Origin of the sequence: Pseudomonas sp. MF6755 (genome assembly GCF_016405635.1) — a bacterium.
GTDB lineage: Bacteria > Pseudomonadota > Gammaproteobacteria > Pseudomonadales > Pseudomonadaceae > Aquipseudomonas > Aquipseudomonas haemolytica.
Map to the genome: position 1 here is coordinate 172,772 of NZ_JAEKDA010000001.1, position 12,735 is coordinate 185,506.

Genomic DNA, 12,735 nt, shown 5'->3' on the forward strand with positions numbered 1-12,735 from the left:
ATCCAGGTCGCCTTTTGTCATTGCGCGTACTGCTTGCTCAACCCCGGCGGCACGCCCTGCACGTCGGTTTCTTCCCATGGCCCGTTGGGGCTGATGGCGCGGCTCCAGCCGTTGCTCCAGCGGTAATAGGTGCGCTGACGGTAGAAGGTATCGGGCTGGTCGTCGAGCACGTAGACCTGCATCTTGCCGTCCCAGTGGCTGGCGGCGCCTGGCGGTGGGGCGAAGGTCGGCGATTTGGTTGGCAGTGGCTTGGGCGGCGGGGCCACCGGGCCGGACGGTCTGGTGCTCGGCTGGGTCGACGGGCCTGACGGTGGGATCGTCGGGCCGGTGGGTGCCGGAGGTGGGCGGTGGACCGCACAAGCGCTTAAGCCGAGTACCAGGCTGAGCAGGGTGATGCGTGCAAATGCGGTCATGGGCGTTTCCTCGATTTACTTATCCGGACTGTCGATGGTCAGCTGTTGCAACGCAGTGGTGCTGCTGGCCAGCGGTTGGCTGCGGCCGATCCATTCGCCAGCTGTCGGAACACCTGCCCGGGATATGCGCGCAACCAGTTGGACTTCGGGGAAGTTGGACAGTTTCAACTGCGGCATCATCGCGTCGGCATCGCCCAGTTCGACGGTGATGGGCAGTTCGGCGACGGTGACGCGCTTGGCCGCCAACGGTGCCGGTGGGCCAGAGACGGCACGGGCGAAGATGAACACGCTGTCGGTCGGCAAGGCTTTGGCTTTCGCCTCGGCGGACAAGTCCACACGCACGTTCATGACTGCCTTTTGCGCGACAGTACCGCCGCTCTCTTTAAGCTTCTCGGCAGCGCGGTCGATCCCGCCTTGCAGGGCAATACGAGAATTATCGGCTGGCGGCAGTTGCGCCAACAGACGGTTCCAGTAGTCGATCGCTTCCTGATAACGCTGGCCTTCAAAAGCAGCGATACCGAGCAGGCCGAGGCTGGTGACTTCCTTGGGATCGAGCTTCAAGGCTTCGTCGGTCAGCGCCTGCACCTTGGGCGACCACTGTTTGTTGTCGGCAAAGTACTGCGCCTGGGCCCACTGGCCGAGCAGCTCCGGTTGGCGCCCGGCCAACGCCACGGTGCGTTCAAAGACTTTGGCGGCATCGGCGGAACGGTCCTGGGCCATGTAGGCGCGACCCAGGAAGTAAAGGCCTTCGGCCGAGTCCGGCTGCGCTGCTGCGGCACGTTCCAGGCGCTGAGTCATGTCGGCCATGGACACCGGCGGCTGGGAGAACTCACGGGTCAGTTCGACCTTGTCGCTCGCGCCGTAATGCAGGTACAGCGCAACGCCGAGGACCGGCACCAGAAACGCCGCCAAAAATGGCAGCGGTTTGCCCAGGCGCGATTCACGGGGTTTTTCCACGCCTTCGGTATCAGCGAGCAACTCACGGGCCGCTTCGGCGCGGCCGGTGTCCAGTTGTGCGGCGTTCAATACACCTTCGTCTTGCTGCACTTGCAGCTCGGCGACGCGTTCTTGATACAGCGCCACGTTCAGCGCGGTGCGATCCTCTTCACGCTGGGCGCGGCGGCCGCGCAGTACAGGGATCAACAGAAAACTCAGGGCAATCAGAAGCAGCAAGCCGGCTGCGAGCCAGAAATCAATCATCAGTCTTGGTGTCCAGCAATTGGTCGAGGCGTTTGCGCTCTTCAGGGGACAGCGCATCGGAACCATCAGTCGGCGCGGCGCGGCGACGGCGCACGATCACCGCCATCACCACGACGCCGGCCAGCAGCAGCCCGGCGGGGCCGAACCACAGCAGCGCGGTCTTGCCGGTGAGGGCCGGTTTGTAGCGCACGAAATCACCGTAGCGGTCGACCATGAAGTCGATGATCTGCTGGTCGTCCTTGCCCTCCCCCAGCATGCGGAAGATCTCTCTGCGCAGGTCGGTGGCGATGGGTGCGTTGGAGTCGGCGATGTCCTGGTTCTGGCACTTGGGGCAGCGCAGTTCCTTGGTCAGGTCGCGGAAACGCTCGCGCTCGGCGTCGTTGGCGAATTCGTAGGTGTCGATGGCGGCGTGGGCCACACCGGCCAGGCCCAGGGCTAAAACGGCAGCGGTCAACCAACGCTTCATGGCTTGGCCTCATCGACCAGGGCCTGGTACTTGGCGGCCAGTTGCTCGCGCCACACCACTTCATCGATCACGCCGACGTATTTGTCGCGGATCACGCCCTTGGCGTCGATGAAGAAGGTTTCCGGTGCGCCGTACACGCCGAGGTTCAGGCCGAGGTTGCCGTCTTCATCGCGGATATCCAGCTGGTACGGGTTATGAAATTCCGCCAGCCACTTCAAGGCCGCCGCGTTGTCGTCCTTGTAGTTGATGCCGTAGATCACCACGCCCTTCTCGGCCAGCTTGTTCAACACCGGGTGTTCGACGCGGCAGGAGATGCACCAGGTGGCCCACACGTTGACCAGCGCCGGTTTGCCCTGCAAGTCGGCTTGGGTCAGGGTCTTGTCACCCTGCACCGTTGGCAGGTTAAACGCGGGGAACGGCTTGCCGATCATCGCCGAAGGCAACTCGGCCGGGTCCAGGTACAAGCCGCGATACAGGAACACCGCCACCAGCAAAAACAACGCCAGTGGCACCACCATCAACCAACGTTTCATACCGCCGCTCCTGAAAGGCCCAGTGCTTCACGCACCCGGCTCTTGACCTTGACCCGATAACGCCGGTCCAGCGCCGCGAGCAAACCACCAAAACCGGTGAGCAGGCCGCCGAACCAGATCCAGCGCACGAAGGGTTTGACATGCACGCGCACGGCCCAGGCGCCGTCGCCCAGGGGTTCACCGAGGGCCACATACAGGTCACGGGTGAAACCGGCGTCGATGCCGGCTTCGGTCATCATCGAACTCTGCACGGTGTAGAGGCGTTTTTCCGGGTGCAGCACGGCGATTTCCTTGCCGTTGCGCACGACGCGCACCGTGCCTTTGTCTGAGGTGAAGTTCGGTCCTTCGAAGTGCTTGGCGCCTTCGAAGATGAAGTGGTAACCGGCCAGGTCCATCGATTCACCCGGCGCCAGGCGCAGGTCGCGCTCGGCGCTGTTCTGGCTGGATAACACCACACCGAGGGCACACACCGCGATACCGATGTGGGCGATCTGCATGCCCCAGTAGCTGCGGGTCAGGGTTGGCAGGCCCTTGATCAAGCCTTTGTGGCGGGTCTTGTCGAAGATGTCGCGCACACCGGCCAGCAACACCCAGGCGGCGAGCAGGAAGGTGGCGAGCACCGCCCAGTTGAAGTCGCCGTAGGCAATACCGGCGACCACGGCCAGCGCCACGCTGCCGAGTAGCACCGGAGCGAGCATGCCTACCAGCCACTTCACCGGGGTGTCTTTCCAGCGCACCAGCACACCGACCGCCATCACCACCATCAACAGGCCCATCAATGGGATGAACAACGCGTTGAAGTACGGCGGGCCCACGGACAGCTTGGCGCCGCTCAAGGCATCCAGCACCAGCGGGTAGAGAGTGCCAAGCAGGATCATCGACGCAGCCACCACCAGCACCAGGTTATTGCCCAGCAACAGGGTTTCCCGCGACCACAGGTTGAAACCGACCTGGCTCTTGACCACCGGGGCGCGCAGGGCGAACAGGGTCAGTGAGCCGCCGACCACAAACAGCAGGAAGATCAGGATGAATACGCCACGTTCCGGGTCGGACGCGAACGCATGCACCGACGTCAGTACGCCCGAACGCACCAGGAAGGTGCCGAGCAGGCTGAGGGAAAACGCCGCGATAGCGAGCAATACGGTCCAGCTCTTGAACACGCCGCGCTTTTCGGTGACCGCCAGGGAATGAATCAGTGCGGTGCCCACCAGCCAGGGCATGAAGGAAGCATTTTCCACCGGGTCCCAGAACCACCAGCCGCCCCAGCCGAGTTCGTAATAGGCCCACCACGAACCCAAGGTGATACCGATACCCAGGAAGGCCCAGGCGACGATGGTCCACGGCCGCGACCAGCGCGCCCAGGCGGCATCGAGACGCCCGCCGAGCAAGGCGGCGATGGCAAACGCAAAGGCCACGGAGAAACCGACGTAGCCCATGTAGAGCATCGGCGGGTGCACGATCAGGCCGATGTCCTGCAACAGCGGGTTGAGGTCATGCCCGTCTGCCGGGATCTGCGGCAGCATGCGGCTGAACGGGTTCGAGGTCATGATCAGGAACAGCAGGAAGCCAATGCTGATCATGCCCATCACCGCCAGCACCCGCGCCAGCATCACTTGCGGCAGTTGCCGTGAGAACACCGATACGGCGAAGGTCCAGCCGCCGAGGATCAGCGCCCACAGTAGCAACGAACCTTCGTGGGCGCCCCACACGGCGCTGAACTTGTAATACCAGGGCAAGGCGCTGTTGGAGTTGTTCGCGACGTAGGCGACCGAAAAGTCGTCGGTCATGAAGGCGTAGGTCAGGCAACCAAAGGCGAACAACAGGAAGGCGAACTGCCCCCAGGCGGCCGGCTGCGCCAGGCTCATCCACAGGCGGTCGCCGCGCCAGGCGCCGAGCAAGGGCACCACGGCCTGGACCACGGCAAAGCACAGCGCGAGGATCATCGCCAGTTGGCCCAGCTCCGGAATAAACAGTGCGGACGTCATCACTTAGCCCTCCTTGGCAGGCTGTGGATTTGCGCCAGGCGCGGATTGGCCGCTGTCTTTCAAGGCTTTGGTGACCTCAGGCGGCATGTACTTCTCATCGTGCTTGGCCAGCACTTCGTCAGCCACCACCACGCCGTCGGCGTTGAGCTTGCCCAGGGCGACGATGCCCTGGCCTTCGCGGAACAGGTCCGGGAGGATGCCGCGATAAGTAATGGTCACGGACTTGCTGAAATCGGTGACCACGAAGGTCACGTCCAGGGAGTCGCCGGAACGCTTCAACGAGCCCTGCTCCACCATGCCGCCGGCGCGGATGCGCGTGTCCAGCGGGGCTTCGCCATTGGCGATCTGGGTCGGGGTGTAGAACAGGTTGATGTTCTCCCGCAGGGCGCTCATCGCCAGGCCCACGGCAATACTGACGCCGGCCAGGATGGCAAGGATGATCAACAGACGCTTTCTACGCAGCGGATTCACTTTTCGGTCTCCCGGCGCAGACGTCGCGCCTCTTGTTGCAGATAACGCTTGCGGGCCAGGATCGGCGCGGCAACGTTGAGGGCCAGCACCGCCAGGCAGATGCCATAGGCCGTCCAGACATACAGGCCGTGGTGGCCCATGGCGAGAAAATCACTGAAAGAAGCAAAGCTCATCCACGCGCTCCCAGGCTGGTTTGCACTTCGGCTTTTACCCAACTGGTGCGCGCTTCACGCTTGAGCACCTCAAGGCGCATGCGCAGCAGCAGCACCGCACCGAAGAAGCAGTAGAACCCCAGCACCATCAGCAGCAGCGGCGCCCACATTTCCACGGGCATTGCCGGTTTTTCGGTGAGGGTGAAAGTGGCGCCCTGGTGCAGGGTGTTCCACCACTCCACCGAGTATTTGATGATCGGGATATTGATCACGCCGACAATCGCCAGCACCGCGCAGGCCTTGGCGGCGCTGTCGCGGTTGCTGATGGCGTTGCCCAGGGCAATCAGGCCGAAGTACAGGAACAGCAAGATCAGCATCGACGTCAGGCGTGCGTCCCACACCCACCACGAGCCCCAGGTCGGCTTGCCCCAGATCGCACCGGTGACCAGCGCCACCGCGGTCATCCACGCGCCGATGGGCGCGGCGCATTGCAGGGCCACGTCGGCCAGCTTCATCTTCCACACCAGGCCGACGATGCCGCACACCGCCAGCATCACGTAGCAGGACTGGGCCAGCATCGCGGCGGGAACATGGATGTAGATAATGCGAAAGCTGTTGCCTTGCTGGTAGTCCGGCGGCGCGAAGGCCAGGCCCCAGACCAGGCCGATGCCGATCAGCACTGCGGCGAAGAGGCTCAACCACGGCAGCAGCTTGCCACTGATGCCATAAAACCATTTGGGCGAGCCGAGCTTGTGAAACCAGGTCCAGTTCATTGCAGTTTCCATCACGGGTGCTTTTCGTCGTGGCGAAAAGCTCAGGGTCTTTACTGACTCAACGTCATTAACGCCGGGCCAGACCTCATTATTCACCGACGCTGATTTTCAGGCCGGCGGCTATAGCAAAGGGTGTCAGGGTTACCGCCAGGGCGGTCAGGCTACCAAGCCACAAGAGGTAACCGGTCGCCGGCATGCCCATGAGCGCGGCTTGCAAAGCGCCGCTGCCCAGGATCAACACCGGGATGTACAAAGGCAGAATCAGCAGGGCCAGCAACAGGCCACCGCGCTTCAACCCAACGGTCAGCGCCGCGCCCACCGCGCCCAGCAGGCTGAGGACCGGCGTGCCGAGCAACAGGCTCAGCAACAGGATCGGCAGGCATTCGCTGGGCAATCCCAACATCATTGCCAGCAGCGGAGAGAGCAAGACTAACGCCAAACCGGAAAAAGCCCAGTGTGCCAGCACCTTGGCCAGTACCAGAAGTGGCAGCGGGTGCGACGAAAGGACCCACTGTTCCAGGGAACCGTCTTCGAAATCACTGCGAAACAGCCCGTCCAGCGAGAGCAGGACCGATAAAAGCGCTGCGACCCACACCAGTCCTGGGGACAAGGTTTGCAACAGTTTAGTCTCCGGGCCGACCGCCAGCGGGAACAGCGCGATCACAATCGCAAAGAACACCAGCGGGTTGGCCAGTTCGGCCGGGCGGCGGCACAACAGCCGTGCCTCACGGGCCACCAACAGCGCGAACACACTCACAGCGACCACCGCCCCAGATCCAGCTCGCGATAACCCGCGGGCATGCGCGCCAGCGTGTGGTGGGTGGTAAGTACCACCAGGCCGCCTTTCTCGCAGTGCTGGGCCAGGTGTTCTTCGAGTTGGGCCACACCTTGTTTGTCGAGGGCGGTGAAGGGTTCGTCGAGAATCCACAGCGGCGGGCCGGGCAGGTACAAACGCGCCAGGGCCACGCGGCGCTGCTGGCCGGCGGACAGGGTATGGCAGGGAACGTCTTCAAAACCCTTGAGGCCCACCATGGCCAGGGCCTGCCAGATGGCGTCGCGGGAAGCAGGATGATGCAGGGCGCTGAGCCAACTGAGGTTCTCTTCCGCAGTGAGCACGTCCTTGATACCGGCGGCGTGGCCGATCCAGATCAGGTTGCGCGCCAGCTCGCTACGTTGTTCGTGCAAAGGCTCGCCGTTGAGCCGCACAGCACCGGCCGTCGGCTGCATCAAACCGGCCAGCAGGCGCAGCAAACTGGTCTTGCCGCTGCCGTTGGGCCCGCTGATTTGCACCATGTCGCCGCCCGCCAGCCGCAGTTCGAGTTGCTCGAACAACAGGCGCAGGTCACGTTCACAGGCAAGCGCTACGGCTTCAAGAAGAGGGCTGGTCAAGAGATCGCGGGCCTTTACGGTTCAAGTCGGCGGTGCAGCGGCCGTTATAGAGAGATGCACAATAACGACTTTGGCGACCGATTTTAGAGAGCTGGATCAAATAGTTGTGAGGTTTTTACCGCTCTCTTTGCAGACGGGCGGCATTATACATGCGATGCCCTACTCTAAAGAGGGCAATTTCCCCAGAGACGACGCGCACGATGACCGGTGACATCAACCTACCTCCATTGCCTCCAGCCCCAGCGCTCAAGCCTGCCCCGCTGCCTGCGGCTGGCGAGTTGCTCAAGCTCCTGGAGCCACAGGCCGGGTTGATTGGTGCCGGAAAAACCGTAAACGCCGAGGTCATCGCGCTGAAACAAGGCAGCGAGGCCTTTCAGTTGTTGCTCAAGTTGACCCTCGAGGGCGGCCGCCAGACCTTGGTGCAAGCCAGCAGCGCCCAGCCTTTGCCGTTGGGCAGCAATGTGGCGGTGAGCCAGACGCCTGCGGGCAACCTGGCCATTACCTTGCAGCAAGCCATGAGCGCCAACGTAGCCGCCCTCACCCGCCTCGATACCACACAAATGCCGGTGGGCACGCTGCTGCAAGCCAAGGTGCTGACCACACAGATGCTGCCCCAGGGTACGGCGCAGCCGGCGATCTATCGCTCGCTGGTGAGCGTGCTCAATAACGCCCTGGCCGGTGCCACCCTGACGCTGGAAAGCCCTCAACCGTTACGGGTCGGCAGCTTGCTCAGCGCCGTGGTGCAGAACGCACAGACCCTGAGTTTTGTGCCATTGAGCGGGATGAAGGACCAACTGGCCGTCGCCCAGCAGCTTGCCACTCAGCAAAGTCGCCAAGGCTCACTGGATGCAGTGTTCACCGCCTTGCAAAACCTGCCCCGTGGCGACAGTACCTCCGCCGACCTGCGGGCGGCTGCCGAGCGTTTATTGGCGGCGTTGCCCGATTTGGCACAAGTGAGCAATCCCAAGGTGCTGGCGCAGGTCATCCAGAACAGCGGCGCCTTTTTGGAAGCCAAATTGCTCGCCGGGCAAAATCCACAGATCCCACCGCTGGATATGAAAGGCGCCCTGCTGCGCCTGGTCGCGGACCTGCTGCCCAGCCTGCCCACGAGTACCAACCTGAACGCCATCCTCGCCGCGAATACACTGGCCCAGGTGCTGCCGAACTTTGTCCGCAGCCCGTTGAACACCCTCGGCCAGGTCGGCGCCCGGCAGATACCCGCCGGCTTCCCGCTGCCAGAGCGACTGATGGCCAAACTCGAAGGTGAAGGCGACCTGGAAAACCTGCTGCGCCTGGCGGCCGGGGCGATCTCTCGTTTGCAGAGCCATCAACTGTCGAGCCTGGAACAGACCGGCACCACCGCCGACGGCCGCCTGCAAACCACCTGGCAGCTGGAAATCCCCCTGCGCACCTTGCAGGACATCGTGCCGTTGCAGGTAAAGTTCCAGCGCGAGGAACCGGCACCCGACAAGGAGCAACCCGAGCGCAGGGATAAAAAAGACCCGAAACAGATGCTCTGGCGCGTTGAACTGGCTTTCGATATGGAGCCGCTGGGGCCGTTGCAAGTCCAGGCGCAACTGACCCAGGGCAAACTGTCCAGCCAGTTGTGGGCGAGCCGCCCGTTCACGGCCAGCCTGATCGAAAGCCACTTGGGCAGCCTGCGCGAGCGCCTGGTGTCCTCCGGACTTAACGTCGGCGACCTGGATTGCCACCTGGGCACCCCACCACGCGGGCCAAAAACCGGACTGGAACAACGCTGGGTGGATGAAACTGCATGAAGAACGCCGCACCTCCCCGCCAGGCTATTGCTCTCAAGTACGACGGCCAACAGGCGCCCACCCTGGCCGCCAAGGGCGATGACGCCTTGGCCGAAGCCATCCTCAAGCTGGCCCGGGAAAACGAAGTACCGATCTATGAAAACGCCGAACTGGTGAAGCTGCTGGCGCGCATGGAGCTGGGGGACAGCATTCCGGAGGAGTTGTACCGCACGATTGCCGAGATCATTGCGTTTGCATGGACGTTGAAAGGCAAGTTCCCGGCGGGGTACGACCCGGATGCGGGGCCGGTGGAGCGGGATGTCACAGAGCGTGGGGATGATTACTGAGTAGTCACAGGCCCACGGATTCAAGCCTGCGTCCGGCCAGCGTGGTTTGACGGGGCGTTTGAGATCAAAAGCCACGTCAAAAGCACAGCAAAAGCAGGTGGATATTTACCTGATGTGTGAAGATCAAACTGTGGGAGGGGGCTTGCCCCCGATGGCGGTGGGTCAGTCCCAGATGTGTTTACTGATACTCCCTCATCGGGAGCAAGCCCCCTCCCACATTTGCACCGAGTATCGCCAACCTGAATCGGTCGGCTGTCAGGCCGCCTTGCTGTGTTTTTGATCTTGATCTCAGGCGCCCCGTTAAACCACGCTGGCCGGAATTCGATATTGATTTGGGGGGTAAACCGGCAGGGATGCCGGTTTACCCCCCAAATCCATGTCGGATTACGGGCACACCGAGCCTAGCAGCCTGTCGGACTTGAATTCATAATCTGGCATCAATAGTGGAAACGGAGAAATTTCCCTCCCACATTTTCGATCTGTGTTCAGTTCAAGACTTCACTCAAGGGAATGAAATTGACCCGATCACCGATATCCAGCGTCGTGCCTTCCACCACCTCCACAAACCCTTCCGCCCACGCCGCACTACGCAGCACCCCGGAGCTCTGGTTGCGATAGATAATCGCCTTGCCCTGCTCGATACGCCCACGCAGATATTCGCGGCGGTTGCCCGGCTTGGGCCAGGCGAACCCTGCCGGCACGTCGAAACGCAGCGGCTGCACATCCACCACACCTTGGCGGCGCAGCAAATACGGGCGCGCCAACAGCGCAAAGGTCACCAGGGTCGAGGCCGGGTTACCTGGCAGGCCGATCACCGGCACGCCACGGAAATGCCCGAACGTCAGCGGCTTGCCCGGCTTGATCGCCAGTTTCCACAGCGCCAGCTCGCCCTCTGCACGCAAGGCAATGCCGAGGAAGTCCGCTTCGCCCACCGACACACCGCCGGTAGACAGGATCAGGTCGACGCTGCCCAGGCCCGCCAGGCGCGTGCGGGTCTGCTCCAGGTCATCCGGCAGAATCCCGGCATCGATCACTTCACAGCCCATGCGCGCCAGCCAGCTGCACAGCACGCGGCGGTTGCTGTTGTAGATCTGCCCCGGCCCCAGCGGCAACCCCGGCTCGATCAGCTCATCGCCAGTCGACAACACCGCCACCCGCACGCGGCGTACCACGTCGAGCCGATCACGCCCGAGGGACGCAGCCAGGCCCAGCTCGATAGGCCCCAGGCGGGTTCCGGCACTGAGTACGCATTCACCCACCGTCGTTTCCTGTCCTTGGGGGCGGATGTTGTCACCCACCTTCAACGGCTCGGTGAAACTCACACGCTGGTCGGTATGCACCACCGCGTTTTCCTGCATTTCCACGCAGTCCGCGCCTTGGGGCACCGGCGCGCCGGTGAAGATGCGTGCGCAGGTGCCCGCAGCCAAAGGCTCAGGCGCCTGACCCGCGAAAATGCGCTGGCTCACCACCAGCGGTTCGCCGGTCCAATCCGCCAGGCGCACGGCATAGCCATCCATGGCGCTGTTGGGCCAGGGTGGCAGGTCAAGCGTCGAGATCAGATCCTGGGCCAGGACCCGGCCGTCGCACTCAGCCAAGGGCAGTGCCTGCGGCTCGCGGATCGGCGCGGCTTCGGCCATGGCCAGCAAACGCTGCAAGGCCTCTTCCACCGGCATCAGTGCGCCGGTCTTGCCTGGCTTATCCACGGGATTCACAAGGCTCGGCCTGTTTCAGGTGCGGGACGAAGTTGCACGGGCGATGGCGGTTATCCAGTTGCTCGGCGAGGATGCCGTCCCAACCCGTGCGTACGGCATTGGTGGAACCTGGCAGGCAGCACACCAGCGTGCCATTGGCCAGGCCGGCCAGGGCGCGGGATTGCACGGTGGAGGTACCGATATCGGCCACGGAGATCTGGCGGAACAGCTCGCCAAAACCGTCGACCTGTTTGTCGAGCAGGCAGCTCACAGCTTCAGGGGTGCTGTCGCGACCGGTGAAGCCGGTGCCGCCGGTGATCAACACCACTTGCACCACGTCTTCGGCGATCCAGTGGGCAACCTGGGCGCGGATCTTGTAGAGGTCGTCCTTGAGCAGCACCCGCTCGGCAAGGTTGTGGCCAGCGGCAACCAGGCGGTCGACGAAGACCTGGCCGGAAGTGTCGGTGTCCAGGGTGCGGGTGTCGCTGACGGTCAATACAGCAATATTCAGGGGTACGAAGGGCGCATCGGCCTTGGCTTTCATGGCACGGTCCGGTTGTCGAAGGAACAGCCCGATGTTATATCACAGGCCCCTCTTTACCTGCCGCAGCGGAACCGCCATGTCTCTTGAATCTTCACCTTTGCCTTGTTCGATCCTGTTGTTGGCCGGTGGTCGCGGCCAACGCATGGGTGGCCAGGACAAAGGGTTGCTGCAATGGCAGGGCCAGCCCTTAATCGCGCACCTGCAACAGCTGGCCCGGCCGCTTACAGATGACCTGATCATCTCGTGCAATCGCAACCATGAGTGCTATGCGCCCTATGCCGACCAACTGGTGAGCGATGACAACCTGGACTTCCCCGGCCCGCTTGCCGGGATACGCGCGGGATTGCTCGCCGCACGCCATGAGCATCTGCTGATCCTGCCGTGCGATGTGCCACAAATTGATGAGCGACTGCTTGCCGATTTACGTGGGACCGCCCAACGAAATCCGCAGTTGCCGGTCATGGTGCGCCAAGGCGAGTTCTGGGAACCCTTGCTGTGCATCATCCCGACCCGCCTGAAAGCCCAGGTGGAACAGGCCTGGCAAGCGGGTGAGCGCAGCCCGCGCAATATCTTGCTGCAACTGGGGGGTGTAGCCCTGCAATGCCCGGCCAATGACCCGCGCCTGGCCAATCTTAATACGCCCGAGCTGTTGCACCCACGGGCTGGCGTGTCAGAATGAGCCTTGCACAAGGAACTTTGCCGACGTCCCATACGTCACAAGGTCAGCAATTTAAAAGTATTCTCTCGGAGACAAACTCATGACTCAACGGACCATCGCCGCTCTCATGCTTGCACTGGGCCTCGCCACCCTCGCCGGTTGCGCCTCGCCAACAGTGATCACCCTGAATGACGGTCGCGAAATCCAGGCTGTCGACACCCCGAAATTTGACGAAGATTCGGGTTTCTACGAATTCCAACAGCTTGACGGCAAGCGCACCCGCATCAACAAAGATCAGGTTCGCACCGTTAAAGACCTGTAAGCCTTACGCTTGCACACAAGGCCCGCCTAGCGCG

16 protein-coding genes are annotated in these 12,735 nt (G+C 62.7%); 4 read left to right on the forward strand and 12 right to left on the reverse strand.

All coding sequences use genetic code 11. The annotated features are described in order from the left end of the window. Positions 1–17: 17 nt before the first annotated feature. From JFT66_RS00785 to ccmA, 10 genes are all read right to left on the reverse strand, one after another. On the reverse strand, positions 18–413 hold the full coding sequence (locus tag JFT66_RS00785) for a hypothetical protein (RefSeq protein WP_198858601.1): 396 nt from the start codon (positions 411–413) through the stop codon (positions 18–20). Between the two features lie 15 nt (positions 414–428). Then, positions 429–1,613, reverse strand: a complete 1,185-nt coding sequence (ccmI, locus tag JFT66_RS00790; protein ID WP_153870598.1) for a c-type cytochrome biogenesis protein CcmI — start codon at positions 1,611–1,613, stop codon at positions 429–431. Further along, the gene (locus JFT66_RS00795) at positions 1,606–2,079 is read right to left on the reverse strand and encodes a cytochrome c-type biogenesis protein (protein ID WP_122732673.1); all 474 of its coding nucleotides are present in this window, start codon (positions 2,077–2,079) and stop codon (positions 1,606–1,608) included. The genes ccmI and JFT66_RS00795 overlap by 8 nt, the downstream gene beginning before the upstream one ends. Beyond that, a complete protein-coding gene (locus JFT66_RS00800; RefSeq protein WP_057014552.1) occupies positions 2,076–2,612 on the reverse strand; it encodes a DsbE family thiol:disulfide interchange protein in 537 nt (178 codons plus the stop codon). Before JFT66_RS00800 ends, JFT66_RS00795 begins: the two co-directional genes overlap by 4 nt. Beyond that, a complete protein-coding gene (locus JFT66_RS00805; protein WP_034118891.1) occupies positions 2,609–4,597 on the reverse strand; it encodes a heme lyase CcmF/NrfE family subunit in 1,989 nt (662 codons plus the stop codon). The genes JFT66_RS00800 and JFT66_RS00805 overlap by 4 nt, the downstream gene beginning before the upstream one ends. 3 nt (positions 4,598–4,600) lie before the next feature. Then, complete coding sequence (ccmE, locus tag JFT66_RS00810; protein ID WP_034118890.1) at positions 4,601–5,068, reverse strand: cytochrome c maturation protein CcmE; 468 nt, start codon at positions 5,066–5,068, stop codon at positions 4,601–4,603. Beyond that, positions 5,065–5,241, reverse strand: a complete 177-nt coding sequence (gene ccmD, locus JFT66_RS00815) for a heme exporter protein CcmD (protein ID WP_003172771.1) — start codon at positions 5,239–5,241, stop codon at positions 5,065–5,067. Before ccmD ends, ccmE begins: the two co-directional genes overlap by 4 nt. Next, the gene (locus tag JFT66_RS00820; RefSeq protein WP_153837810.1) at positions 5,238–5,993 is read right to left on the reverse strand and encodes a heme ABC transporter permease; all 756 of its coding nucleotides are present in this window, start codon (positions 5,991–5,993) and stop codon (positions 5,238–5,240) included. Before JFT66_RS00820 ends, ccmD begins: the two co-directional genes overlap by 4 nt. Before the next feature lie 88 nt (positions 5,994–6,081). After that, positions 6,082–6,750 carry a heme exporter protein CcmB gene (gene ccmB, locus JFT66_RS00825; protein ID WP_003172769.1) on the reverse strand — a complete coding sequence of 223 codons (669 nt, stop codon included), beginning with the start codon at positions 6,748–6,750 and terminating at the stop codon, positions 6,082–6,084. Then, positions 6,747–7,382 (reverse strand): cytochrome c biogenesis heme-transporting ATPase CcmA, encoded by a 636-nt coding sequence (gene ccmA / locus JFT66_RS00830; RefSeq protein ID WP_034118887.1) that lies wholly within the window; start codon positions 7,380–7,382, stop codon positions 6,747–6,749. Before ccmA ends, ccmB begins: the two co-directional genes overlap by 4 nt. A 200-nt stretch (positions 7,383–7,582) precedes the next feature. Between ccmA and fliK the strand changes: the two genes are divergently transcribed. Both fliK and JFT66_RS00840 read left to right on the forward strand, forming a co-directional pair. Further along, a complete protein-coding gene (gene fliK, locus JFT66_RS00835; RefSeq protein ID WP_198858602.1) occupies positions 7,583–9,160 on the forward strand; it encodes a flagellar hook-length control protein FliK in 1,578 nt (525 codons plus the stop codon). Further along, a complete protein-coding gene (locus tag JFT66_RS00840) occupies positions 9,157–9,486 on the forward strand; it encodes an EscU/YscU/HrcU family type III secretion system export apparatus switch protein (protein ID WP_034118885.1) in 330 nt (109 codons plus the stop codon). Before fliK ends, JFT66_RS00840 begins: the two co-directional genes overlap by 4 nt. A gap of 485 nt (positions 9,487–9,971) precedes the next feature. Here JFT66_RS00840 and JFT66_RS00845 read toward each other — a convergent pair whose 3' ends face one another. Next, the gene (locus JFT66_RS00845; protein ID WP_198858603.1) at positions 9,972–11,198 is read right to left on the reverse strand and encodes a molybdopterin molybdotransferase MoeA; all 1,227 of its coding nucleotides are present in this window, start codon (positions 11,196–11,198) and stop codon (positions 9,972–9,974) included. Then, positions 11,182–11,721, reverse strand: coding sequence for a molybdenum cofactor biosynthesis protein B (gene moaB, locus JFT66_RS00850; RefSeq protein WP_034118883.1), 540 nt, complete (start codon positions 11,719–11,721; stop codon positions 11,182–11,184). Before moaB ends, JFT66_RS00845 begins: the two co-directional genes overlap by 17 nt. Positions 11,722–11,797: 76 nt before the next feature. Here moaB and mobA point away from each other — a divergent pair, with 76 nt between their 5' ends. Both mobA and JFT66_RS00860 read left to right on the forward strand, forming a co-directional pair. Further along, positions 11,798–12,400 (forward strand): molybdenum cofactor guanylyltransferase MobA, encoded by a 603-nt coding sequence (gene mobA, locus JFT66_RS00855; RefSeq protein ID WP_034118882.1) that lies wholly within the window; start codon positions 11,798–11,800, stop codon positions 12,398–12,400. Positions 12,401–12,479: 79 nt separating this feature from the next. After that, the gene (locus tag JFT66_RS00860; RefSeq protein ID WP_005786486.1) at positions 12,480–12,701 is read left to right on the forward strand and encodes a YgdI/YgdR family lipoprotein; all 222 of its coding nucleotides are present in this window, start codon (positions 12,480–12,482) and stop codon (positions 12,699–12,701) included. The last annotated feature ends 34 nt before the right edge of the window (positions 12,702–12,735 follow it).

What these genes read in the sequence shown, in the direction of transcription:
- JFT66_RS00785 (WP_198858601.1), bottom strand. Translation starts at nt 413, where the DNA reads ATGACCGCATTTGCACGCATCACCCTGCTCAGCCTGGTACTCGGCTTA.
- ccmI (WP_153870598.1), bottom strand. Translation starts at nt 1,613, where the DNA reads ATGATTGATTTCTGGCTCGCAGCCGGCTTGCTGCTTCTGATTGCCCTG.
- JFT66_RS00795 (WP_122732673.1), bottom strand. Translation starts at nt 2,079, where the DNA reads ATGAAGCGTTGGTTGACCGCTGCCGTTTTAGCCCTGGGCCTGGCCGGT.
- JFT66_RS00800 (WP_057014552.1), bottom strand. Translation starts at nt 2,612, where the DNA reads ATGAAACGTTGGTTGATGGTGGTGCCACTGGCGTTGTTTTTGCTGGTG.
- JFT66_RS00805 (WP_034118891.1), bottom strand. Translation starts at nt 4,597, where the DNA reads ATGACGTCCGCACTGTTTATTCCGGAGCTGGGCCAACTGGCGATGATC.
- ccmD (WP_003172771.1), bottom strand. Translation starts at nt 5,241, where the DNA reads ATGAGCTTTGCTTCTTTCAGTGATTTTCTCGCCATGGGCCACCACGGC.
- JFT66_RS00820 (WP_153837810.1), bottom strand. Translation starts at nt 5,993, where the DNA reads ATGAACTGGACCTGGTTTCACAAGCTCGGCTCGCCCAAATGGTTTTAT.
- fliK (WP_198858602.1), top strand. Translation starts at nt 7,583, where the DNA reads ATGACCGGTGACATCAACCTACCTCCATTGCCTCCAGCCCCAGCGCTC.
- JFT66_RS00840 (WP_034118885.1), top strand. Translation starts at nt 9,157, where the DNA reads ATGAAGAACGCCGCACCTCCCCGCCAGGCTATTGCTCTCAAGTACGAC.
- moaB (WP_034118883.1), bottom strand. Translation starts at nt 11,721, where the DNA reads ATGAAAGCCAAGGCCGATGCGCCCTTCGTACCCCTGAATATTGCTGTA.
- mobA (WP_034118882.1), top strand. Translation starts at nt 11,798, where the DNA reads ATGTCTCTTGAATCTTCACCTTTGCCTTGTTCGATCCTGTTGTTGGCC.
- JFT66_RS00860 (WP_005786486.1), top strand. Translation starts at nt 12,480, where the DNA reads ATGACTCAACGGACCATCGCCGCTCTCATGCTTGCACTGGGCCTCGCC.